This is a genomic window from Halochromatium sp. NSM3 (assembly GCF_059621085.1).
In genome coordinates, this window is sequence record NZ_JCAQIA010000004.1 from 1 (window position 1) to 23,699 (window position 23,699).

Annotated in this window: 19 protein-coding genes; 5 read left to right on the plus strand and 14 right to left on the minus strand. The window is 64.2% G+C overall.

What is annotated here, in order from left to right; translation table 11 throughout:
* From AC54T3_RS02670 to glgB, 7 genes are all read right to left on the minus strand, one after another.
* Positions 1 to 880 (minus strand): heme lyase CcmF/NrfE family subunit (locus AC54T3_RS02670; RefSeq protein ID WP_496622097.1); only part of this gene is annotated, 880 nt, incomplete at its 3' end.
* Positions 877 to 1,341 carry a cytochrome c maturation protein CcmE gene (ccmE, locus tag AC54T3_RS02675; protein WP_496622099.1) on the minus strand — a complete coding sequence of 155 codons (465 nt, stop codon included), beginning with the start codon at positions 1,339 to 1,341 and terminating at the stop codon, positions 877 to 879. The genes AC54T3_RS02670 and ccmE, both read right to left, overlap by 4 nt.
* 108 nt (positions 1,342 to 1,449) lie before the next feature.
* Positions 1,450 to 1,662 carry a heme exporter protein CcmD gene (ccmD, locus tag AC54T3_RS02680; RefSeq protein ID WP_496622101.1) on the minus strand — a complete coding sequence of 71 codons (213 nt, stop codon included), beginning with the start codon at positions 1,660 to 1,662 and terminating at the stop codon, positions 1,450 to 1,452.
* Positions 1,659 to 2,417 (minus strand): cytochrome c biogenesis protein CcsA, encoded by a 759-nt coding sequence (gene ccsA / locus AC54T3_RS02685; RefSeq protein ID WP_496622279.1) that lies wholly within the window; start codon positions 2,415 to 2,417, stop codon positions 1,659 to 1,661. Before ccsA ends, ccmD begins: the two co-directional genes overlap by 4 nt.
* 6 nt (positions 2,418 to 2,423) lie before the next feature.
* Positions 2,424 to 3,095: a heme exporter protein CcmB gene (gene ccmB / locus AC54T3_RS02690; protein WP_496622103.1), complete on the minus strand. Its 672-nt coding sequence runs from the start codon at positions 3,093 to 3,095 to the stop codon at positions 2,424 to 2,426.
* Positions 3,096 to 3,102: 7 nt separating this feature from the next.
* Complete coding sequence (gene ccmA / locus AC54T3_RS02695) at positions 3,103 to 3,798, minus strand: cytochrome c biogenesis heme-transporting ATPase CcmA (protein WP_496622105.1); 696 nt, start codon at positions 3,796 to 3,798, stop codon at positions 3,103 to 3,105.
* A 16-nt stretch (positions 3,799 to 3,814) separates the two neighbouring features.
* Complete coding sequence (glgB, locus tag AC54T3_RS02700) at positions 3,815 to 6,139, minus strand: 1,4-alpha-glucan branching protein GlgB (RefSeq protein ID WP_496622107.1); 2,325 nt, start codon at positions 6,137 to 6,139, stop codon at positions 3,815 to 3,817.
* An 89-nt stretch (positions 6,140 to 6,228) separates the two neighbouring features.
* Between glgB and glgC the strand changes: the two genes are divergently transcribed.
* The 5 genes from glgC (at position 6,229) to AC54T3_RS02725 (ending at position 11,779) form a co-directional block, all read left to right on the plus strand.
* Positions 6,229 to 7,500 carry a glucose-1-phosphate adenylyltransferase gene (gene glgC, locus AC54T3_RS02705; protein WP_496622109.1) on the plus strand — a complete coding sequence of 424 codons (1,272 nt, stop codon included), beginning with the start codon at positions 6,229 to 6,231 and terminating at the stop codon, positions 7,498 to 7,500.
* 8 nt (positions 7,501 to 7,508) lie between these two features.
* Positions 7,509 to 7,949, plus strand: a complete 441-nt coding sequence (locus tag AC54T3_RS02710; RefSeq protein WP_496622111.1) for a DUF29 domain-containing protein — start codon at positions 7,509 to 7,511, stop codon at positions 7,947 to 7,949.
* Between the two features lie 246 nt (positions 7,950 to 8,195).
* Positions 8,196 to 9,689, plus strand: a complete 1,494-nt coding sequence (gene malQ, locus AC54T3_RS02715; protein WP_496622113.1) for a 4-alpha-glucanotransferase — start codon at positions 8,196 to 8,198, stop codon at positions 9,687 to 9,689.
* Between the two features lie 121 nt (positions 9,690 to 9,810).
* Positions 9,811 to 11,019, plus strand: a complete 1,209-nt coding sequence (locus AC54T3_RS02720) for a BtaA family protein (protein ID WP_496622115.1) — start codon at positions 9,811 to 9,813, stop codon at positions 11,017 to 11,019.
* Positions 11,020 to 11,035: 16 nt separating this feature from the next.
* Complete coding sequence (locus AC54T3_RS02725) at positions 11,036 to 11,779, plus strand: class I SAM-dependent methyltransferase (RefSeq protein ID WP_496622117.1); 744 nt, start codon at positions 11,036 to 11,038, stop codon at positions 11,777 to 11,779.
* 52 nt (positions 11,780 to 11,831) lie between these two features.
* Here AC54T3_RS02725 and AC54T3_RS02730 read toward each other — a convergent pair whose 3' ends face one another.
* The 7 genes from AC54T3_RS02730 to AC54T3_RS02760 form a co-directional block, all read right to left on the minus strand.
* A complete protein-coding gene (locus AC54T3_RS02730) occupies positions 11,832 to 12,287 on the minus strand; it encodes a hypothetical protein (RefSeq protein ID WP_496622119.1) in 456 nt (151 codons plus the stop codon).
* A gap of 169 nt (positions 12,288 to 12,456) precedes the next feature.
* On the minus strand, positions 12,457 to 12,783 hold the full coding sequence (gene yhbY, locus AC54T3_RS02735) for a ribosome assembly RNA-binding protein YhbY (protein ID WP_496622121.1): 327 nt from the start codon (positions 12,781 to 12,783) through the stop codon (positions 12,457 to 12,459).
* Between the two features lie 96 nt (positions 12,784 to 12,879).
* Positions 12,880 to 13,869 (minus strand): acrylyl-CoA reductase family protein, encoded by a 990-nt coding sequence (locus AC54T3_RS02740; protein ID WP_496622123.1) that lies wholly within the window; start codon positions 13,867 to 13,869, stop codon positions 12,880 to 12,882.
* 91 nt (positions 13,870 to 13,960) lie between these two features.
* Positions 13,961 to 15,484: a fumarate hydratase gene (locus AC54T3_RS02745; protein WP_496622125.1), complete on the minus strand. Its 1,524-nt coding sequence runs from the start codon at positions 15,482 to 15,484 to the stop codon at positions 13,961 to 13,963.
* Between the two features lie 176 nt (positions 15,485 to 15,660).
* Positions 15,661 to 17,064, minus strand: coding sequence for a sensor domain-containing diguanylate cyclase (locus AC54T3_RS02750; RefSeq protein ID WP_496622127.1), 1,404 nt, complete (start codon positions 17,062 to 17,064; stop codon positions 15,661 to 15,663).
* A gap of 95 nt (positions 17,065 to 17,159) precedes the next feature.
* Positions 17,160 to 20,615: a sensor domain-containing protein gene (locus AC54T3_RS02755; protein WP_496622129.1), complete on the minus strand. Its 3,456-nt coding sequence runs from the start codon at positions 20,613 to 20,615 to the stop codon at positions 17,160 to 17,162.
* A gap of 128 nt (positions 20,616 to 20,743) precedes the next feature.
* Entirely contained in the window at positions 20,744 to 23,695 is a 2,952-nt protein-coding gene (locus AC54T3_RS02760) for a chemotaxis protein CheB (RefSeq protein ID WP_496622131.1), read from the minus strand.
* Between the last annotated feature and the right edge of the window lie 4 nt (positions 23,696 to 23,699).

Sequence of the window (23,699 nt, forward strand, 5' to 3'; positions counted from 1 at the left end):
GAACCAGGAAGGTACCCAGCAGACTGAGCGAGAAGGCGAAGATCGCGAGCAGCACGGTCCAACTCTTGAACGCGGCACGCTTCTCGGTAACCGCCAGCGAATGGATCAGCGCGGTGCCGACCAGCCAGGGCATCAACGAAGCATTTTCGACCGGGTCCCAGAACCACCAACCGCCCCAGCCGAGTTCGTAGTAGGCCCACCAGGAGCCGAGCGCGATGCCGATGGTCAGGAACACCCAGGCAACCGTGGTCCAAGGCCGCGACCAGCGCGCCCAGGCGGCATCGAGCTTGCCGCCGATGAGCGCGGCGAGGGCGAAGGCAAAGGCGACCGAGAAGCCGACGTAGCCCATGTAGAGCATCGGCGGATGGATGGCGAGGCCAAAGTCCTGCAGCAGCGGGTTCAGATCACGCCCCTCCGGCGGCACCGGGAACAGGCGTTCGAAGGGATTGGAGGTCAGCAGCATGAACAACAGGAAGCCGATCGCGACCATGCCCATGACCGCGATCACGCGCGCCACCACCGGCAATGGCAGATTGCGGCTGAAGGCGGCGACGGCCGCGCCCCAGCCCGCCATCATCAGCGCCCAGAGCAGCAGCGAGCCCTCGTGGCCACCCCAGACGGCGGAGAGCTTGTAAATGTCGGGCAGCAGGCTGTTGGAGTTCTGGGCCACATAGAGCACCGAGAAATCGCTGCTCAGGAACGCCTGCACCAAGGCCGCGAAGGCGATGGCGACGAAGGCCAACTGCCCATAGGCCAGGGGGCGCGCCATGGTCATCCAGGGGCGGTTGCCGGTGAGCGAGCCGGCGAGCGGAAAGCCGGCCTGGGCGAAGGCGAGCAGCAGCGCGAGGATCAGCGCAAGATGTCCGAGTTCTGGAATCACTGCTTCAGGCTCCCGGTCGTCTGTTCGATGATGCCGTCGATATGGGCCGTCTGCAGCGTATCGGCAACCTCGGGCGGCATGTAGGATTCATCGTGCTTGGCCAAGACATCTTCGGCGTAGAAGACGCCGTCGGTGCCGATGCGGCCCTTGGCGACCACGCCTTGGCCCTCGCTGAAGAGGTCCGGCAGGATGCCGGTATAGCTGACCGGGACCACGGCGGCGTTGTCGGTGACGTCGAAACGGACGGTGAGCCCATCGGCTTGGCGGGCAACGGTCTCTGGCACGACGACGCCACCGACCCGAAACACGGCGTCGCTCGGGTGTTCGCTCGCCATCACCTGGGTAGGACTGAAGAAGTACGAGATATTGCTCTGCAGCGCGCTGAGCGCCAGGGTGGTCGCGCCGGCGACGCCGATCAGCGCGAGGCCAACCAAAACCAAGCGTTTTTGTCTTGCTTTCATCTGCGGATTCCTCGTGGCAATCGGTGGGCCGCTGATCCTGGGTCAGTCGGCCTCAGTGTGGTCATCAGTCTGCGAACCCATGCGTCCGGGTATTGGCCAAACCTGCGACTAGGGTTGGGCGCCGGAGGTTCCCTGAGGTCGGCTCGAGGCGGCGGCTGTTTGCCTTGGCGCGCGCAAGCGCAGCAGCCGGCCGATACGGATCAGCGTCGCGCGCCGACTGCCGCGCAGTTGCAGAATCTCGATCAGGAGCAACCCAAAGGTCATCCCGAACGCGCCCCATACGTAGCCGCCATAGCCACCTTGGCTGAAGAACTCCATCATACGGTGGCCTCCTTGGCGATGACGTCGCGCACCCAAGCGCTATCCGACTCGCGCGTCAGGATAATCGTGCGCAACCGCGCGAAGACAGCGGCGAATGAGTAGGCCCAGAGTCCAAAGGTCATGGTCAACATCGGTATCAGGATACTCAGGTGGATGCTGCCCGGATCGGAGCGCTGATGCAGCGCCGCGCATTGATTCGGATCGGGGCAGTTGATCGAGAGGAAGATCACCGGGACCATCACCAGGCCAACGATGGCCAGCAGCGCAGCGGCACGATCCGCGCGGCGGGTGTCATCGATCGCCGAGTGCAGCGCCATATAGCCGATATACAGAAAGAACAGCAGCAGCTCGGAGGTCAAGCGCGGGTCCCAGTCCCAGTAGGTGCCCCAGCTCGGGCGTCCCCAGAGCGCGCCGGTCCAGAGCGCGAGGAAGGTGAAGATTGCGCCTGTCGGGGCCGCAGCCTTGGCCATCATGAAGCTCAGCCGTGTGTTGAAGACCAGCCCGATCGCGGACCAACCGGCCAGCACCAGATAGAGCCACATCGACATCCAGGCCGAGGGCACATGCACAAAGATGATCCGATAGTACTCTTTCTGGGGATTGCTGCCGCCGAGCTGATCGGCGGTCAGGAAGAATCCCCAGAAAAGGCCGATCAGCACCAAGGCGGCGGCGATGCGGCCGAACCAGGGGATCAGGCGGCCCGCGATCGGGTAGAAGGCGGCTGGTGAGGCGAATTTGAACCAGTTGGTCGTCATCATTGGTTACTCCAGCGAGATGCGCAGTGCCGCAGCGGCCGCGAGTGGCGCTAACAAGGACGCACCGAGCAAGAACGCGCTCAACAGATAGAGATAAGGCTCGGTATCGGCGATGTCGATGGCGCTGACCGCGACCGCCCCAGCGCCATAGACCAACACCGGCACATAGAGCGGCAGGATCAGCAGCGATAACAGGATACCGCCGCCCCGCAGCCCTAGGGTGAGGGCCGCGCCGATCGCGCCGATCAGGCTGAGCACCGGGGTGCCGATGGCCAAGGCCGCCATCATCACCCAGACCGCGTTCGCGCTCAGATGGTACTGCATGGCGACCAAGGGCGCGATCAACACCAACGGCAACCCCGTCAGCAGCCAGTGCGCGACCACCTTGGCGAGCACCAGCACAGCCAGGGGCTGACCGGTGAGCAGCAACTGTTCAAGCGTGCCATCCTCGTAGTCGGCGGCGAACAGTCGCTCCAGTGCCAACATCGAGGCCAAGAGCGCGGCGACCCAGACGACGCCCGGGCCGAGCATGCGCAACTGCTCACGCTCGCTGCCCACCCCAAGCGGGAACAGGCTGACGACGATGATGAAGAAGAACAGGGTCGTCAGCACATCGGTGCGCCGGCGCATGGCCAGCGTGATGTCGCGCGAAAGGACGCAGTAGAACACCTTGAACATCGGCGAATCAGTGCTCGGCGAGGTCTGGCGCGGAGGCGGCTGCCGCTGGCGCGGCTACCGCTGTCGCCGAATCCAGGTCGTCCACGGCCTCACCGAGGGTTAGGCGTTGAATCGCGCCGCGTGTCAAGGGAACCTCTTGGTGCGTGGTCAAGACCACCGAGCCGCCGTTAGCGACCTGGCTGGAAATGAGTTGCTGAAGGAACTCGACGGCATCGACATCGAGCGCGGTGAAAGGCTCGTCCAAAATCCACAGCGGCGCCTTGCTCAAGATCAAGCGCGTGAGCGCGACACGCTTTTTTTGCCCCTGGGAAAGCATCCGCGTGGGCAGATCCTCGAAGCCTTCGAGTCCGATGCGCGCGAGTGCCTCAAGGATCGCATCCTCGTCGACCGGGTCTTGATCCAGGGTGCTGGCAATGCGTAGGTTTTCCAGTCCGGACAGGTCGGCCTTGATACCGTTGAGATGGCCGAAATAGAGCAGGTCGCGGTTATAGTCCTCGGCCAGGTCGCGAATGCTGTCGCCGCGCCAGCGAATGCTGCCGACATCGGGCCGCAAGAGACCGCAAAGGACGCGCAGCAAGGTGGTCTTGCCGCTGCCGTTGCGTCCCCGCACATGCAGCAGGGTCTGCGGCGGCAACTGAAAACCGAGGCCGCTGAAGAGGTCGCGCTCGCCGCGTCGGCACGCGAGATCGGTTACCTCGAGCATCGGAGGAGGGCGTCGTTCATGCCTTGGGGGTCGCGTCGTTGGTGTCGGGCGCGATGCTCCCGGGCGCGGTGCTCGTGGACTCATCGGATTCGGAGTCGCCGGCGTTGGCTTCAGTGGCGGCAACGGGCGCAAACGCGGTCTCCGCGCTCGCCTCGAGCACCATCACCACGCCAGCCAGCGGCGGCAACGCGAGCGGGATCGAGTGCGGCCGCCCCATCCAGCTGCTTGGCTCCGAATGCACGCCACCGCGATTACCGACGTTGCTGCCGCCATAGAGTTCGGCATCGGAATTGATTGCCTCGCGATAGAAGCCGGCGACCGGCACACCGATGCGGTAATTGTCGCGCGGCACCGGGGTAAAATTGAAGGCGCAGGCGACCAGTTGTTTGCCATCCTTGGTTTTGCGCAGGTAGCTCAGCACCGACTGGCTGGAGTCGTGACAGTCGATCCACTCGAAGCCGGCGCTCTCGAAGTCAACCTCATGCAATGCGGGCTCGGCGCGGTAGAGCTGATTGAGATCGGCGACGATCTGCTTCACACCCTGATGCTGCGGGCGCTCGAGGAGATCCCACTCGGCGGCGGCATCGAAGTTCCATTCTCGCCCCTGGGCGAACTCGCAGCCCTGGAACAGCAGCTTCTTGCCCGGATAGCTGAACATGAAGGTGTAGAGCAGGCGCAATGAGGCGAACTTCCGCCAGGCATCGCCAGGCATCTTGTCGAGCATCGACTTCTTGCCGTGCACCACCTCGTCATGACTGAAGGGCAGTACGAAGTTCTCGGTGAAGGCGTAGAGCAGGCCGAAGGTCAGCAGGTCGTGATGGTAATGGCGATAGATCGGATCCTTCTCCATATAGGAGAGGGTATCGTGCATCCAGCCCATATTCCATTTCATGCTGAAGCCTAAGCCCCCGAGATAGGTCGGGCGCGAGACCTGCGGCCAGGAGGTCGACTCCTCGGCGATCATCAGCGAGCCCGGATGCTGCTCATGGGTTACGGTATTGAGCTGGCGCAGGAACTCGACCGCGTCCAGGTTTTCGTTGCCGCCGTACTTATTGGGTATCCACTCGCCATCCTCGCGCGAGTAGTCGAGGTAGAGCATCGAGGCGACGGCATCCACGCGCAGGCCATCGATGTGGTACTCATCGAGCCAGAACAGTGCGCTCGAGAGCAGGAAGTTCTTCACCTCGTGGCGGCCATAGTTGAAGATCAACGTGCCCCAGTCCCGGTGCTCGCCCTGGCGCGGGTCGGCGTGCTCGAACAGCGCAGTGCCGTCGTACTGAGCCAGCGCCGTGGTGTCGCGCGGAAAGTGCGCCGGCACCCAGTCGAGCAGCACGCCGATGTCGTGCGCGTGCAGGTAATCGACGAAGTAACGGAAATCATCCGGGCTGCCGAAGCGCGCGGTCGGGGCGAAATAGCCGGTGGCCTGATAGCCCCAGGAGGCGTCCAGAGGGTGTTCGGTGATCGGCAGCAGCTCCAAATGGGTGAAGCCCATCTCCTGACAATGCGCGGCGAGCTGCTTGGCCAGCTCGCGATAGTTGAGGAAGCTGCCATCCTCGGCACGGCGCCAGGAGCCGAGATGGACTTCGTAGACCGACATCGGCTGCTGCTGCCAGTTGATCTGCGCGCGCTGCTCAAGCCAGTCGCCATCGCTCCAATCGAAGCCGCTCGGGCCATGCAGGATGCAGGCATTTTCCGGGCGCTCTTGATAAGCGGCGGCGTAGGGGTCGATCTTGACCATCGGCACGCCCTCAGCGGAGCGCAGCTCGAATTTGTACAGGGTCTCGGGTTCCAAGCCGGGGATGAACAGCTCCCAGACCCCAGAGCCGGCGCGCACCCGCATCTGATGCTCGCGCCCATCCCAGTTGTTGAAGGCACCGACCACGCTGACCCGGCTCGCGCCCGGCGCCCAAACGCCGAACTGAAAGCCGGTGATGCCGTCGATGTCGCACTGGTGCGCGCCTAGGAAGCGATAGGCGTGCCAGTGGCGGCCCTCGCCGAACAGATGCAGGTCGAAATCAGCGATCTGTGGCTCGAAGCTATAGGGATCGTATTGGCTGTGGACCTGGCCCTGCGTGTCGTACCAGTTGATCAGGTAGCGGTTGTCGAGTGCGCTCGCCGGGCCTTGCCAGACGAACAGGTCGGTGCCCTCGATGCGGCTCAGTTCGATGTCGCCCTTGTCGATGCACACACGCGCGGCGCGTGGCAACAGCACACGCACGACAACGGTACCGTCGTCTTGCTCATGGCGACCCAGGACCTCAAAGGGGTCGTGGTGACGGGCCTCGATGATCCGCAATAAGGATTCGGGGAGGTCGGGGTAGCGGCGCTGAGTCTCGGGCATGGCGTCTCGGTATCCTGCGGCTCTTTTCGATCACGATGTTACCATAGCGCATCCGCCTCCAAATCGGCGCTTGCGCCTGAAGGTCTCGTATGTCGGAAGCGAACCCGCGCTTCGTCAGTCGTCTGACGCGCAACACCCTTGCACTCATCCTGGCCGGCGGGCGCGGCGCGCGCCTGCGCCATCTGACGCAGTGGCGCTCGAAGCCTGCGGTGCCCTTCGGCGGGAAATTTCGCATTGTCGACTTCCCGCTGTCGAATTGCATCAATTCCGGGATTCGCCGCATCGGCGTGCTGACCCAGTACAAGGCGCATTCGCTGATCCTGCACATCCAGAAGGGCTGGGGCTTTTTGCGCGGCGAGTTCGGCGAGTTCGTCGAGCTGTGGCCGGCGCAGCAGCGGGTCACCGAGACTGCCTGGTACGCCGGCACCGCCGATGCGGTGTTCCAGAACCTCGACATCATCCGCAATCACGACCCCGAGTACGTGCTGATCCTCGCCGGCGATCACATCTATCAGATGGATTACGGGCCGATGATCGCCCAGCATGTCGAATCCGGGGCCGATATGACCATCGGCTGTATCGAGGTCGAGCGCGAGCGCGCCTCGGGCTTTGGCGTGCTCACCATCGATGATGAGCAGCGCGTGCGCGCCTTCGTCGAGAAGCCCGCCGATCCACCGGCCATCCCAGGCCGCGAGGAGATGGCGCTGGCGTCGATGGGCATCTACGTCTTCAATCGCGACTTCCTGTTCGAGCAGCTGATTGCCGATGCCGATGTGCCTGGCTCCAGCCATGATTTCGGCAAGGATGTGATCCCGCGCGCGATCGACGAGCGTTATCGGGTGATGACCTATCCGTTCCGCGATCCCGGCGGCGCCCAGGCCTACTGGCGCGACGTCGGCACCATCGACGCCTTTTGGGAGGCGAATCTGGAGCTGATCGGCGTCACCCCGCCGCTCAGCCTCTATGACGACGACTGGCCGATCTGGACCTATCAGGAGCAACTGCCGCCAGCGAAGTTCGTCTTCGATGACGAGATCCGCCGCGGCATGGCGGTCGATTCGATGGTCTCCGGCGGCTGCATCATCTCCGGGGCATTGGTGCGTCACTCGCTGCTGTTCTCCAATGTGCGCATACACTCGTTCGCGCATGTTGAAGACAGTGTGCTCCTACCGAATGTCGAGATCGGCCGTGGCTGTGTGATCCGCCGCGCCATCATCGACCACTGGTGCCGCATCCCGGCCGGGATGCGCATCGGCTGCGACCGCGCCGAGGACGAGGCCGCTGGCCTCTATGTCTCCGAGGGGGGCGTCACCTTGGTCACGCCTGAACTGCTCGGACAGACGGTTAACCGGGTGAGCTGACGTTCCTTATGAATGCGCATTCGAGCTACGACCAAGATTACTATCTCTGGTTTGCTGACCAGGCGCGGCTGTTGCGCGCCGGGACATGGCAACAGCTCGACGTCGAACACCTGGCCGAGGAACTGGAAGACATGGGCAAGCGCGAGAAGCGAGCCCTGAGAAGCCGAACCGTCGTGCTGCTGGCGCATCTTCTGAAGTACAGATTTCAGCCGCAACACCGCAGCTCGAGCTGGAACGGCACCATTCGCGAGCAGCGTAAGCAGCTGGCCGAACTCCTCAACGACAGCCCTAGCCTCAAACCCCGACTCCAGGACGATCTTCAAGACAGCTACATCAGTGCAAGCCTGCTGGCGGCAGGTGAAACCGGTCTCCCCGAGACGGCCTTTCCCGAGCACTGCCCGTTTTCGATCGACCAGATGTTAGACGAAGGCTTCTGGCCGGATTCCTAGCCAGCTGAGGGCGAACAGCAAGCAGATGGAGTAGACGAGCTTGTAAAGAATTAGAATAAAAACAATAATTTTCCGAAGGTGCTCGGGAATAATGGCCTTAGCGTCCAAAATGTGCTAAGTTGCTATTGAAAAAGAAGTAAGCGTTGGCTTTGCAGCAGTTTTCCGCTGCGTAGGCGGTTCAGAAGAGTCGAGTGTGATCGGCCAGGCTTGTTTTACCGTTTCCGGCCGCGTAGGCGGTTTAGAAGTATGGATGATACCTTCGCGACCGACTGCCTCAACCAACGCCGCGCTGGCGTCTTGCTGCATCTGACCTCGCTGCCTGGCACCGGGCCGTCCGGCGATCTCGGCTATGAAGCATTCAACTTCGTCAATTTTCTTGCTGATGCCGGTGTCAGCGTCTGGCAGATGCTGCCGGTCGGGCCGCCGCAAGCGGGTGATTCGCCTTATCAAACGAGTTCAGCGCATGCCGGCAGCGCACGGCTGATCGGGCTTGAACCGCTGATCGACTGCGGCTGGCTGCCGGAAGAGGCCGGGGCGACTGCCGATGATGAGGCGAAGCGCGAGCGGTTGCAGCAGGCGCATCAACACGTCTTGCGCGCATCATCTGACGATGAACGCGCTGAGTTCGAGCGGTTCTGCAACGAGCAACGCTTCTGGCTCGATGACTACGCGCTCTATCGCGCGATTCACGAGCAGCGCGAGGCGCCCTGGTGGGACTGGCCGAAAGGCCTGCGCAACCGCGACGGGCGCAGCCTCGGTCAAGCCCGGCGGCGACTCGCCGAAGCAATCGACTTTATACGCTTCGAGCAGTTCGTCTTCTTTCGCCAGTGGGATGCCCTGCGCGCGCATGCGAACGCGCGCGGAGTGCGGCTGTTCGGCGACATGCCGATCTTCGTCGCCCACGACAGCGCCGAGGTCTGGGCGCGGCCCGGTGATTTCGATCTCAATGCCGACGGCACATGCCGGGTCGTCGCCGGAGTGCCGCCGGATTATTTCTCGGCCACCGGCCAGCGTTGGGGTAATCCGCTCTATCGCTGGGATCAGCTCGAGAAGAACGGCTTTCGCTTCTGGCTCGATCGCATGCGCACCCAACTGCGCCTGTTCGACATGATCCGCATCGATCATTTCCGCGGCTTCGAGGCCTATTGGGAGGTGCCGGCCGACGAAGAAACGGCGATGAATGGCACCTGGGTCGAGGCCAAGGGCGATGCGCTGTTCCTGCGCTTGCGGGACGAATTCGGCGCATTGCCGCTGATCGCCGAGGATCTGGGCGTGATCACCGAGGAGGTCGATGCGCTACGCCAACGCTACCGGATGCCGGGGATGAAGGTGTTGCAATTCGCCTTCGACGGCGGGCCGGACAACCCTTATCTGCCGTTTCATCATGGGCGCGATTCGGTCTGCTACACCGGCACCCACGACAACGACACCACGCTCGGCTGGTATCTAGCGCTCGAAGAAGGGCAGCGCCAGCATATCGACGACTACCTGGGCCATTCGCAAGAACCAATGCCCTGGCCGATGATCCGCGCAGCGCTCGCCTCGCGTGCCGACCTGGCTGTGGTGCCGATGCAGGATCTGATGGGCCTCGACGGCGCGCACCGGATGAATCGCCCCGGCGTGCCGAGCGGCAACTGGCAATGGCGCTTTCAGTGGGATCAGCTCGATGCCCAACTCGCGCGGCGGGTTGCGCATCTGATCGCGCTCTATGGGCGCGCGCCGGAGGCGCTTGGAGCCTGACGACCAGTGTGTCCGTGCGCGCAATGGACTGTCACAGCGCCGTCTTCAAGCCGCAACCAAATGGTCACTGTGGCTTGGTAGACTCCCACGGTTTATTTGCCACCGGGGCGACCCTACTACCATGCCGGTCACGACCAAACCCAGCCTCGCCGATCGTTTCGACCAGAAGGTCTTCGATGCCATCTACTCGCGGGCGCTGGTCTACAACACCTGCTGGGAAGATCCGGCCGTTGATCGCCTGGTACTCAACATCGCGCCGGATGACCGCATTCTGGTCATCACCAGCGCCGGCTGTAACGTGCTCGACTACGCCTTGGTCGGGCCGACCGCGATCCATGCGGTCGATGCCAACCCGCGCCAGAATGCGCTGCTTGAGCTGAAGCTGGCGGGCATCCGCCGGCTCGAGTTCGAGGACTTCTTCGCCGCCTTCGGCCATGGCCATCATCCCGGTTTCGAGCGACTCTATCGGCGCACCTTGCGCCCGGATCTCTCGCCCTTCGCGCAGGCCTTTTGGGACAAGCGCGTGCGCTGGTTCGGCCATCCGCGCGGCAGCTTCTACTTCCATGGCCTGTCCGGCGTTGTCGCCAAGAGTTTTCATGCCTATCTGCGGGTGCGACCGCGGCTCGCGGCCAGCATTGCCGAGCTGTTCGAGACCCGCTCGCTAGACGATCAACGCCACGTCTACGAAACGCGGGTGCAGCCGCTGATCTGGTCACCGACCATCAACTGGACGCTCTCGCGGCAACTGACGATGAGTATGCTCGGCGTCCCGCATCCGCAGCGCAAGGAGGTGCAGGAGCAGCACGAGCGCGGCGTGGCCGGCTTCGTGCGCGAGTCGATCGACTATGTCTTCCGCCAACTGCCGGTGTGGACCAATTATTTCTGGGCGGTCTATGTGAACGGCCGCTACACGCCGGAGTGCTGCCCGGAATATCTGAAGCCGGAGAACTTCATCGCACTCAAACAGGGCCGGGCCGAGTGCATCCAACTGCACACCGCTACGGTCGCGGAGCTGCTGGCCGGCACCGAACAGTGCTTCTCGAAGTACGTGCTGCTCGATCACATGGACTGGATGAGCAGCTATGCGCCACAGGCCCTGTCCGAGGAATGGACTCTGATCCTGGAGCGCGCGCGCGCCGATGCGCGCATCATCTTCCGCAGCGCGCATGCGGCCCCGGCCTATCTGCAGAATCTCGAGGTGAGTCCGGAGCGGGGCTATTTGCGCGACTGCCTGCGCTTCCATCCGGAGCTGGCGGCGCGGATGCAGCCGCTGGATCGGGTGCATACCTACGCGGGCTTCCACATCGCCGACGTCGCGGCGGCCACATGAACGTCGTCACCCGAGCATGAGCGTCGCGACCCTCACGGCGGAGTTCAAAGTACTGCTGGCGATGCTGCGCGGGCAGCCGAGCCGGGGCTCGCATGCCGAACGGCTGGAGGCCTTCTACGCTCCCCAGGCCGTGCGCTACGATGCCTTTCGCGAGCGCCTATTGCATGGACGCGGCGAGCTGATCGCCGATCTGATCGCCGCGCGGGCGGTCCCGCCGGGCGGGCATCTGGTCGAACTGGGCGCGGGCACCGGGCGCAATCTGCTGTTCTTCGGCGAGCGACTCGCGACACTCGCACGGGTCGATGCGGTGGATCTCTGCCCGGCGTTGATCAGCGAGGCACGGCGGCGGACCGAGGCCATGGCCCATGTGCGAGTGCACGAAGCCGATGCCTGCCGTTGGCAGCCAGAAGCGCCCGTCGATACGGTCTATCTCGCCTACGCGCTGACCATGATTCCTGACTGGGAGGCGGCGATCGACAACGCGATCGCGATGCTCAAGCCCGGGGGCCATCTGGGCGTGGTGGACTTCTACGTCTCGGCACCCGAGCCGGCGCCGGGGTTGGTTCGCCACTCGGCGCTGGCGCGGACGTTCTGGCCGCGCTGGTTCCGCCACGATGGCGTGCATCTGGATGCGCTGCGGTTGGCTTATCTGCGCCACGCGCTGCCCGATCATCGGCTGGTCGAAGCCATGGCGCCGGTGCCCTATCTACCCGGTTTGCGCGTTCCCTACTATCGCTTGATCGGTCGCAAGGGCTCGTAACGGCGATTGATTGGCGGTGACACCGGTAGGGCGCGCGACGGCACCGCGACGCTCATTGCCCAATTGCCTGACTGGCGGCATCGATCAGCTCGCGGCCTTGTCGCTGCATCGCCTGCGCGACCGCGTCGGCAAGGGCCTGACCGCGCAGCGTTTCACCATTGATGAGCACCTCGCTTGGCGAGGTCGCATAGGCGCTGAGCGGGTCGGAGAGCTGCTGCGCGGTGTCCTCGACGGCGTTGTAGGGATAGGCACAGGTCGCACTGCCCACGCGGTCATCGCCGCCGGCGTTGGACCAACGCAGGCTGACGATCGCATCCTGATAGCCGGGTGTCTTGGTGCTGACCTGGGTCCAGTCGAGCTGATGGATGCCAAGTTGCCCGGCGACCAGATCCTTGCAAAGTCGGACGCGGACATCTTCACCAGGGTTGGAGCAGCCAGCGAGCAGACCACTACCGATGAGGATGCTCCCGAGGGCAGCTACCGCACGCCGAATCGTTGCCTGTTTCATTCGTTCCTCCGCAAGTAACCCCGTCCTTCGCAGGGCGGGAACAGATAGCCAGGGACAAAGTATCGAGCAGAAGGCTGCGGAACAGCTCGACCTTGAGAAAGGGCGGATCTTTAGCAGCGGCCGGACCTCTATTACAGATGCTGAGGATCATGCGGTGGACGAGCAAGGTTCAGAGCGGCAGCAGGATGCGATCACGGCGTTCCGGGTTGGCGCGAAAGTAGCTTGCGGTGTTGCCGATGCGCTGCACGAGATCGGCCTGGGCACGCTCGGCGATGGTGTCGACGATGGCATCGCGTTCATCGTGATCACCGCCGGGCACCTTGACCTTGATCAGCTCGTGATGCTCGAGCGCAAGCTCGACCTCGGCGAGCACGGCCTCGCTGAGGCCTGCGGCGCCGAGCTGGACCACGGGCTTGAGATGATGCGCCTGCTTCTTCAGCCAGCGGCGTTGGTGGTCGGTGATGGGGATGGTTTGGGGCACGTTTTGAGACTTCATCTGTTCAAGTGGATGTCTGGATGCTGAGAAGATCTACAAACAGACGCAGGCATTGGGCGGATCTTGGATGGATCTTAGACGGGCCTTGGCTGGACGCTAGTTTGGCATGACCAGAATGCGGCCATGGGTCTTGCCGGCCAGCATGTTCTCGAACACCGCCGGTAATCCATGTAGGTCAACCTGGTCGCTGGCCAAAGTGTCGAGGTCGGCGGGGCGCCAATCACTCGCAAGGCGGCGCCAGAGGTCGGCGCGCAGCGGGAAGGGCACATCAACCGAATTGCAGCCGAGTAGGCCGATCCCGCGCAGGATGAAGGGCATCACCGTGGTCTCGAGCGCGGTACCGCCGGCGAGGCCAATGCTGGCGATGTTGCCGTTGGGCGCCAGGGTACGCGTGATCTGTGCGAGCATGGCGCCGCCGACGTTGTCGATCGCGCCACCCCAGACCGCCTTTTCAAGCGGACGATCACCGCCGGGGAGTTCATCGCGGCCGATGATGCGGCTCGCGCCGAGGCTGGTCAGCCAGTCGTGCAGCGCCTGTTTGCTGGAGACGGCGACGACCTCGAAGCCGAGTTGAGCAAGGATGCTGATGGCGATACAGCCAACGCCACCGCTGGCGCCGGTGACCAAGATCGGGCCGAGGCCGGGGTGCTGGCCGTTGACCAAGAGCCGGTGCACGGCGAGCGCGGCGGTGAAACCGGCGGTGCCGAGGATCATCGCCTGGCGCGGGTCGAACGCCTTGGGCATGGGCGCGAGCCAGTCGCCGGGCGCGCAGAGCGTCTCGGCATAGCCGCCGTCGTGGTCGAAGGCCATGCCGAAGCCGGTGGCGATGGCCGCGTCGCCCGGTTTCCAGCAGGGATGTTCCGATTGCTCGACGATGCCAGCGGCATCGATCCCGCCGGTGAGCGGGAAGCGCTTGATCACCTTGCCTCGGCCGGTGCCGGCGAGGGCATCCTTGTAGTTGACGCCAGATGCACTCACGCGGAGCAAGACCTCGCCTTGCTGCGGCGCTGTGATCGCAATCGATTCAACGCCGGCGCGATGGCCGTCGTCGTCCTGATGGATGCGAAATGCCTGTTGCTGAGTCACTGTTCGCTCCTGCCGTTCGGGCGCTGCGGATTTAGGCCGGATTCAGGCCGCTTCGACGACGAAACGATGCCGCCGCACGGGCGCGGGAAGATCACTCAACCTTAACGGCAATCTCGGCGATACGCGAGCGCCATTGCTGCGGGCCGGTCTCGTGTACCGAGACCCCCTGGCTGTCGACGGCGACGGTGACCGGCATGTCGACGACCTCGAATTCGCGGATCGCCTCCATGCCCAGATCCTCGAAGGCGATGACGCGCGCCGATTTGATCGCCTTGGAGACCAAGTAGGCGGCGCCGCCGATCGCGATCAGATAGACCGCGCGATGGCGGCGGATGGCGTCGATCGCCTCGGGGCCGCGCTCGGCCTTGCCGATCATGCCGATCAGACCGGTCTGTTCCAACAGCGGATCGGTGAAGCGATCCATGCGGGTGGAAGTGGTCGGCCCGGCGGGGCCGACGACCTCGTCGCGCACCGGGTCGACCGGGCCGACGTAGTAGAGGAAACGGTTGGTCAGGTCGACGCCCTCGGGCAACGGTTCGCCACGGTTGAGGAGGTCGACGAGGCGCTTGTGGGCGGCATCGCGGCCGGTCAGCAGCTTGCCGGAGAGCAGTAGGCGCTCGCCGGGCTGCCAGGTCTCGATCTGCGCGCGGGTGATCTGGTCGAGGTCGACGCGCCGGGCGCCAGCGGCGGCGTCCCAGGCGATCTCGGGCCAGTTATCCAATGATGGCGGTGCGAGCCGTGCCGGGCCGGAGCCGTCGAGGGTGAAATGGCAATGACGGGTCGCGGCGCAGTTCGGGATCAGCGCGACGGGCAAGGAGGCGGCATGGGTCGGGAAGGTCTGGATCTTCACATCGAGCACGGTGGTCAGGCCACCCAGACCTTGGGCGCCGATGCCGAGGGCATTGACCTTCTCGTGGATCTCTAGACGCATCTCCTCGAGCGCGTTGGCTGGGCTGCGGGCCTTGAGTTCATGCAGATCGATCGGCTCGTTGATGGCGGCCTTGGCCATCAGCATCGCCTTCTCGGCGGAGCCACCGATGCCGAGCCCGAGGATGCCGGGCGGGCACCAGCCGGCGCCCATGCTCGGGAGCTGTTCGAGCACCCAATCGACGATACTCGCGCTAGGCGTCAGGATGGCGAAACGGGACTTGTTCTCGGAGCCACCGCCTTTCGCGGCGAGCTGCACCTCGAGCGTCTTTCCGGGCACCAGCTCGGTATGCACGATGGCCGGGGTGTTGTCGCCGGTGTTGCGCCGTTCGCCGAACGGCGGCGCGACGATGGACGCGCGCAGGATGTTGTCGGGATCGGTGTAGGCACGCCGCACGCCCTCATCGACCATCTGCTGCAGGCTCAGCTCGCTGTCCCAGCGCAGGTCCATGCCCACCTTCAGGAAGGCGATGACGATGCCGGTGTCCTGGCAGATCGGCCGTTGCCCCTCGGCGCAGAGCCGCGAGTTGATCAGGATCTGGGCCATCGCATCCTTGGCTGCGGGCGACTCCTCGGCCGCGTAGGCGGCGCTCAGGGCACGGATATAGTCCGGCGGATGGAAGTAGGAGATGTATTGCAGCGCATCGGCGATGCTGCTGATCAAATCATCGGAACGGATGACAGACATGGACAAGCGGTGATCTCAAACAGGGGGGTGAGTGCTCAGTATAGCCGGCTCATGCAACTTGCAGGGCGGCTCGGAAAGCACCTAACGGCTTCCCGACTCGAGCGCCGCCGTTCGGCAACCACTGGCCGGCAACGACTGGCCAGCAATGATCGGGCAGTCGACAATGGACAGCGACTTTAATCCGCGTTGGAATCCACGCCGGCATCCAGGTCGGCCTCGGTATAGACCCGATTACGACCGGCCGTCTTGGCCGCGTAGAGCGCGTTATCGGCGCGACTGACCAAGGCGTCCTGGCTGTCGTCTTCGTCGAGACGTGCGGCGGTCAGGCCGACGCTGACGGTGATCTGCAGCGCGCGATCGTCGATCAGGAAACGCGTGGTTTCGATCTGCTGGCGCAGGCGCTCGATGAAGCCCCGCGCCTGCATCAGGTTGGTATCGGGCATCAGGATCAGGAACTCCTCGCCACCCCAGCGCGCGATCCAGTCGGCCTCGCGGGTGTTGTCGCGCAGCAGTGTGGCGATCCGCTGGAGCATCTGATCGCCGACGAGATGACCATGTTCATCGTTGATGCGTTTGAAAAAATCAAGATCGAGGATGGCGATGGCGTGCGGGCGTTGCCCGCGCTGGCTTTGCGCCTGGATGCTACGGATCGCGCGCCACATGCCGCGCCGGTTGAGCAGATCGGTCAGCGGATCGTGCTCGGCATGGTAAGCGAGCTGTAGCTCGGCCTCCTTGCGGCGGGTGATGTCGATGCGCAGGCCGCTGGCCGCGAGCGCGACACCGTCCGGGTCGCGATCGTAGACGCGCGCGTGGTCCTGGATCCAGACCCAGTGCCCATCACAATGGCGAAAGCGATATTCAGCGGTAAAGTCATCCAGGCCGCCGAACATGACCTGCTCGGTTTGATCGGCGAAGCGAGCCATGTCCTCGGGATGGACGTTCGCGCGCCACCAGTCATAGGTGACCTGAGTCTGGCCGGGTTCATAGCCGATCTGGGCCAGGTAGCGGTCGTCGATGAACACCTCGCCGGTGGTGAAATCGGCGGTATAGGTGCCGATGCCGCCGGACTCGAGAGCCAGCTCGAGCATGCGTTGAGTCTGCAGGAGCTGTAGCTGCGCGAGCTTCTGCTCATGAATGTCGCGGCCGATGCCGATGATCGCGGTGACCTGGCCGTGCTCATCGAGCACCGCAGCGTCGGACCAGCCGAACCAACGCCAGCCGTCGCGGGTCATGGCCCGTTGTTCGAGGTAGCAGCGGTGCGGGGGTTGGTCGAGCGTCGCCATCGCCGCTTCGGTCTCGGCGCGATCATCTGGATGCACCAGCGGCATGAACCGCTGACCGATCAGCTCGTCCTCGCGCTTATCGAAGGTCTTGCAATAACCGGCGTTGACGAACAGGAAGCGACCCTCGAGGTCGACCTGGACGATCAAATCCGTCTGCTGCTCGACCAAGAGCCGATAAGGGGCCTCGCTGGTGCGCGGGGATGCCTCCAACGACGTCGGCTGGAGCGGCGGCTGCCGGGTCGGCGGCTGCTGGCGCGATTGCTTGGGTTTGCGATGATCCAGTTTGCGATGATCCATTGTCGCGTGCGTCTACCCTCGACGCTGGCAGGACTGTGGCGAACACAGGAAACGAGCCCCTATAGTGACGCAAAAGGCCCGATGAGGCGAGCGGGTTAGCGCCTGTCGGCGTCCAACTGGCGTAGCGCATCTGCGGGCATCGGGCGACCGAACAGATAGCCTTGCACCTCATCACAGCCTTCGTGTTCGAGAAAGTCGGCTTGCGCTGGGGTTTCAACCCCTTCGGCGATGACCTCCAGCCCCAAGGTCCGGGCAAGGGCGATGATGGCGCGGGCGATGGCGTCGTCATTGTCATCCACCGTCACCCCATCGATGAAGCTCTTGTCGATCTTGAGCCGGCTGATCGGCAGTGTCTTCAGATAGCCGAGCGAGGAGAAGCCGGAGCCGAAGTCATCGATGGCGAGGGTCACGCCCAGCTTGCGCAAGGCGTTCAGATTGGCGACCACGCGCTCGACGTTGCGCATGAGCAAGGATTCGGTCACCTCGAGTTCGATCCGCCCCGGGGCGACGCCGGTTCGCTTGAGGATGGCGTTGATCTCATCAACGAGATCGAGACGCTCGACCTGTTGCACCGAGACATTCACCGCCAGGCGCTTGAGCTTGAATCCGCTTGCATCCCAGGCGCTCAGTTGCAGGCAGGCCTGTTCCAGCACCCAACCGCCGAGTTCGCTGATGAGTCCGATCTCCTCGGCGATCGGGATGAAGTCCGCCGGCGACACCTTGCCCAACTCCGGATGCGTCCAGCGCAGCAGCGCCTCGGCGCCGAGGATGCGGCCGTGCTTGAGTTCGAACTGCGGCTGGTAGAGCAGTTCCAGCTCGTTGCGGGCCAGGGCCCCGCGCAGCGCGGTCTCGAGATGCAGTCGCTGCATCGCGCGCGCGGTCATCTCGGCCTCGAAGAAGCGGTAGGTGTTGCGCCCCTGGTCCTTGGCGCGATACATCGCCAGATCGGCGTTGCTCAACAGGCTGTCCATGCTCTTGCCATCGTTTGGGAACAGGCTGACGCCGACGCTGGCGGTCAGGCGCAGCTCGCGATCGGCGACCAGGAAGGGTTGCGAGACGAGCTGACAGAGACGCTCGGCAAGATGCGCGGCGGTGGACGGATCATCGATGCCATCCATCAGGATGACGAACTCATCACCACCAAGACGAGCGACGGTGTCGGCCTTGCGCACCTCGTGCTCGATGGCGTTCGCGACATTTTTGAGCAGCTCATCGCCAATCGAGTGGCCGAGGCTGTCGTTGACGTTCTTGAACAGGTCGAGGTCGACGAACAGCAGTGCCAGCATCCGGTTGTCGCGTTTGGCCCGCTGCAGCGACTGCTCCATGCGCGCGCGCAGCAGGGTGCGGTTCGGCAGCCCGGTCAAGGCATCATTGTGGGCCAGGCGGTAGAGTTCCTCCTCGGAACGTTTGGCCTCGCTGATATCGTTGAAGATGCCGATGTAGTTGAGCAACTGGCCATGCTCATCGCGCACGCTGGTGATGGTCATGCGCGCCGGATAGGTCTCGCCATCCTTGCGTCGGTTCCAGATCTCACCGCGCCAGGCGCCGGTGTGATCGATCATCTGCCACATGCTCTCGAAAAAGGCCGCGTCCTGATAGCCGGAGCCGAGCAGTTTCGGCTGACGACCGAGGATCTCGGCTTCCGCGTAGCCGGTGATCTCGGTGAAGGCGCGATTGACGGCGAGTATCCGCTGCTCGGCGTCGGTGACCATGATCGCCTCGGCGCTATTCTCGAACACGGTCGTGGCCTGGCGCTCGCGCTGGCGGGCCTTGGCCTCCTCGGTGCGGTCATGCCAGTGCAGGAAGTAGGCGGGCTCGCCTTCGAGTTCGACCGGTACCTGGGTGACCTCGACCAGCAACGGCGCGCCATCGCCCTGTTGATGCAGCCATTCAAAGCGCAAGGTCTTGCCGGGGGCTTGCTCCAAGAGCTGCTCGTCTTTGATCTTGGAGGATTCGCCATCGGGTTGCACGGGCGGCGAGAGTTCATACGCGCGCTTGCCGATGACGGCCTCGGCGTCCTCGTAGCCGAGCATGCGCAGCGCGGCTTGATTGACCTCGGTGAATCTGTTGCGCTGCATCACCAGCATGCCTTCGGCGGCGGACTCGAACAGCGCGCGAAAGCGTTTCTCGCTCTCCTGGAGCTGGGCCTTGGCCTCGATCTCGGCGGTGATATCGACACCGGTGCCACGCAGGATCGTGACCTTGCCGCTCGCGTCCTTGACCACCTCGGCGCGGGTTCGCAGCCAGCGTGTGCTGTCATCGCTGGCGCGTCTGATGCGGTGCTCAAGCTCGCAGCCCTTGCCCTTGGCGAGCGTCTTGCGCGCGGCGGCCTCGACCCGCTTGCGATCCTCGGGATGCGCGAACGCTTGGCTGAGTTCGGCGCAGGAGTAGGCCGTGCGCTCGGCGCCACAAATGCGTTGCCAGCCCGGCGAGACCTGGATCAGATCCTTGTCGATCTCCCAAGACCAGGCGCCGGTCTTGGCGATGCGCTCGGCATCGACGAGCATGTTGCGCAGTTCGTGGACTGACGCTTCCATCGCCTGGCGCGCGGTCACATCCCGGTTGACCCCGCGGCGCCCGAGGTAGCGGCCATCGTCGGCCATCACCGCGCGGCATTCGTGCTCGATCCAGCGCCACTCGCCATCGCGATGGCGAAGCCGGAGCAGTATGCTGCGCTGGGCATCGGCCTGGGGGCTCAGCGCGTGCGTCAGATGTTCATTCCAGGTCGCACGGTCGTCGGGGTGCAACAGACGCTCGATCAGTTGCGGATCATCGAGAAAGGCCTGGGCGCTATAACCGGTGACCCGGCGGCAGCCCGGCGAGACATGGATGAAGTTCCCCACGGGGCTGATCCAGTAATCCCAATCCGGGCTGTAGTCGGTGAGGACGTGGTAGGCCTCCTGGGTGCTGGCGAGCCGATCATAGGCTTGGCTCAACTCGCGCTGCTGTTGCACGATCGCGGTGCGATCGACGATCGCGCAGAGCAGCCGCAGCTCGCCGTCGGGCGCGTCGGGCAGACGGGCGCCGTGCAGATCGCCGAAGAATTCGTGACCTTCGGTGGTCATGAACTTCAGTTCCGGGCGCGCGGTCTGCGGCTGTTGGCTTTGGTGGGTGAGTTGGCGCAGCAGATCGAGAAAACCGCCGCGATCGTGTTCGTTGATCAGACGCAGCAGGAAATGATGATGGACGCGCAGATCACGCAACGCGAAGAGTTCGCTCGCCGCCGGATTGGCCGAGATGATGAGTCCGTGCCGGTCGATCACCAGTTCGGCGATCGGTGCGCTTTGGAAGAGCGCGGTGAAGCGCTCCAAGGCGCTGTTCGCGGCCGCTTGGCTGCGGGTGAGTTCCTCGTTCTGGATCTCGAGTTCGGCTTGATAGATGCGCACATTCTCGATCAGCGCCTGGAGATCGACATTGCCGCTGGCGATCAGATCCTCGGCGAGATCGAAGCGCCCTTCACGCAGCGCCGAGAGTGCGCCCTCGCGCAGTTGCTCGAGTTCGAGCGCGCTATCGGTGTCGGTGGACTGGGAGTCGTTGGAGTCTGTCATCATCGCTCATATCGACGGCCGCGCTGTGGCGGTCCCGCTCGGGCCGCCGCAGGCGCCGATCATGGGTGCCGATCGCCGACAGCCCGTCACCGGAAAACCGATCGCAGGTGCTGGCAGGGTGCTGGGGGGAATCAGCCGGTTTGATCTTCTTCTCGTTTCCAGGCGCTGATGTCGATATGACTGACGACGACCCCACCCCCTGGGTGCTGAATGGGCGCCGCGTGCATCAGGAACCAACGCTCGATCTCTGGCGAATGGCAAGGGTACTCCATCGCAAAGCTGTCGTGCTCCCCCGCGAGCAGTGCCCGCAGGCCCTCCGCAGCCTTCTCAGCATAGTCGCCATCGGTGGCGTTTGCACCAGACTGGCAGGCCTCCAGATAGCTGCTGCCCGGTCCGCTTCTGGCCAGATCGGGGTCGCCATTGCCGCAGGCGAACTGGCGCCAGGCCTGGTTGATCATGGTGATGCGCCCGCTGGCGTCGAGCACCGCAACATGCTCGGGGAGTGAGTCCAACACCGATTGCATGCGCTCGATGTCGCGCAGGGTGGTGACATCGACGAAGGTCGCCACCGCGCCCCGGGGCACACCGGGACGCACCGCATAGGGCAGGACCCGGGCGAGATAGACACGGTCGTTGACGGCGGGCACCTCGCGCTGGAGCATGTCGCCGTCGTGGATCGTGCGCCTCAGTTCGGCGAAGAAGTCGGGATAGTCGAGGAGGTTGGTGAAATCATCGATGGCGCGTCCGAGGTCGGCCTCGCGGATCTTGAACAGCTTGGTCGCCTCGGGCGTGAAGCGCGTCAGTTTCAGGTCGTGATCGACGAAGATGGTGGCGATGGCCGCCGCCTGGGCCATGCTATCGAGGTCGGCGTTGAGGCGGTTGAGGATCTCGATCTTCTCCTGGTTCTCGGAGTTGACTGTGTAGAGCTCCTCGTTGACCGATTGCAATTCCTCGTTGGAGCTTTGCAGCTCCTCGTTCGAGGCCATCAGCTCCTCATTGGTGGCTTGCAGCTCCTCGTTGGCGGTCTCCAGCTCCTCGATGGTGGCCTGCAGGCTCTCGCGGGTGACCGCCAGTTCGCGCTCGAGCGTCTCCAGGCGGTCGGCCGATTCGGCGCTGAGGTCCATGGTCTGCACCGACTCGGCATCGGCCTCGAGCTGCAAGGTTGGTTCCGGCTCGAATGAGAGCATCAGGTAGCCGTCGGTGCCCTCTTGCGGGACATGGCGCACCACCAGGCGCACGCGCTCGCTCTGAGCGTGCGCGAGCTTGACGTGCAGGATATCCGAGCGCACCGACTCCTTGCTCACAGCCACCTTGTGCAGCAGGGCTTGGGCGACCGGTGCGATCGAGGCCGGCAGCAGCTTGCCGATATCCAGGGTCGCGCTGCCCTCGCCGATGGACAGATAGCGCGAGACGTCCCCGAAGACGTGCAGCAACTCCTGCCGCGTGTTGAGCAGCAGACTGACCGGGGCATAGCCGCGCAGCAGCACCGCTTGGCCGGCATCGATGGCGGCCGCATCGCTGTTGGTGCGTGCGCGCTGCGCGCCGGGGCGTTTGCCGCTGGTGACGTGGCGCCCGATCGGGGCGTGCGACTCGAGCGGCGGCGCGCCGTGGCGCAGGATGCGATAGAGCTTGTGCTTGGAGCTGACGGCGCTGAAATCCTGTTGCACGCTGGAGATGCTCTCGCTCGAGCCGAGGAACAGGTAGCCGCCGGGCGCCAGCGCGTATTGGAGCCGGCGCATCACCCGGTCCTGGGCGTCGTTGCGGAAATAGATCAGCAGATTGCGGCAGGAGACCAGGTCCATGCGCGTGAACGGCGGGTCTTCGAGCAGATTGTGCTTGGCGAAGACGATGTTATGGCGCAGGTCGTTCTTGACGATGTAGTGATTGCCGCGTTTGTAGAAGAAGCGCTCGAGGCGTTCCGGCGAGACCTCGGCGGCGATCGATTCGGAGAACATGCCGGCGCTGCCGGTATCGACATTGTGCTGCTCGACATCGGTGGCGAAGAGCTTGAAGTCGGGCCAGCGACGCAGCGTGTCGAAGGCCTCGGCGAAGAGGATCGCGATCGAATAGGCCTCCTCGCCGGTGGACACGCCGGGCACCCAGACGCGGATCGGCTGGTTCTCGGTGTGGTCCTTGACGATGGGCAGCACGACCTTCTCGGCCAGCGCCTCGAAGGATTCGGTGTCGCGGAAGAAGTTGGTGACCGGGATCAGCATCTCTCGGCGCAGCGCATGCAGTTCGCTGACATCGCCATCGAGCAGCTTGACGTAGTGCTCGAGATCGGACACATGACGCACCTGCATGCGCCGCTCGATGCGGCGCATCACGGTGGCCGGCTTGTAGTCGCGGAAGTTGATGCCGCCCTGATGATGCAGCAGGTGCAGCACCTCCTCGAGCGCGCTCTCGCGGTCGTAGCTGATACTGGGGCCGCTGCTACCGTAGTGTATGGCGCGCGCGCGCGGCGCATGGCTGATGTGATCGAGGATGCGCGGGCCGAGTTCTTCCGGCGGCAGGATGGCGTCGACCAGGCTGGTGGCGATGACGCTGCGCGGCATGCCGTCGAATTTGGCCGATTCCGGGTCTTGCGATAACAGCAGGCCGCCGGCGTCGTTGATGGCGACGGCCCCCCGGGTGCCATCGGAGCCGGTGCCGGAGAGGACGACGGCGATGGCGCGATTGCCATAGGCGCTGGCCAGGGAGCTGAAGAACAGGTCGATCGGCAAGGCGAGGCCGCGCGGACTCTTCGGGCGCAGCTGCAGCTCGGTGCCAGAGACGCTCATCATGCTCGCCGGCGGGATCAGGTAGATGCGATCGGGCTCGATCGTCATGCCGTCCTCGACCGTGGTTACCGGCATCGAGGTATAGCGCCCGAGCAGGTTGGCCATCATGCTCTTGTGATCCGGCGACAGGTGCTGGATCACGACGAAGGCCGCGCCGGTCTGCACCGGGAGCGATTGGAAGAAGCGCTCGAGCGCGTCGAGTCCACCCGCCGAGGCGCCCACAGCGACCACATAGGGCAGGGAATTGGCCGGCTGGCTTTTCGATCCCTTGCGCGGGTCGCTCGGTTGTTCGTGCTCTGACATGGCT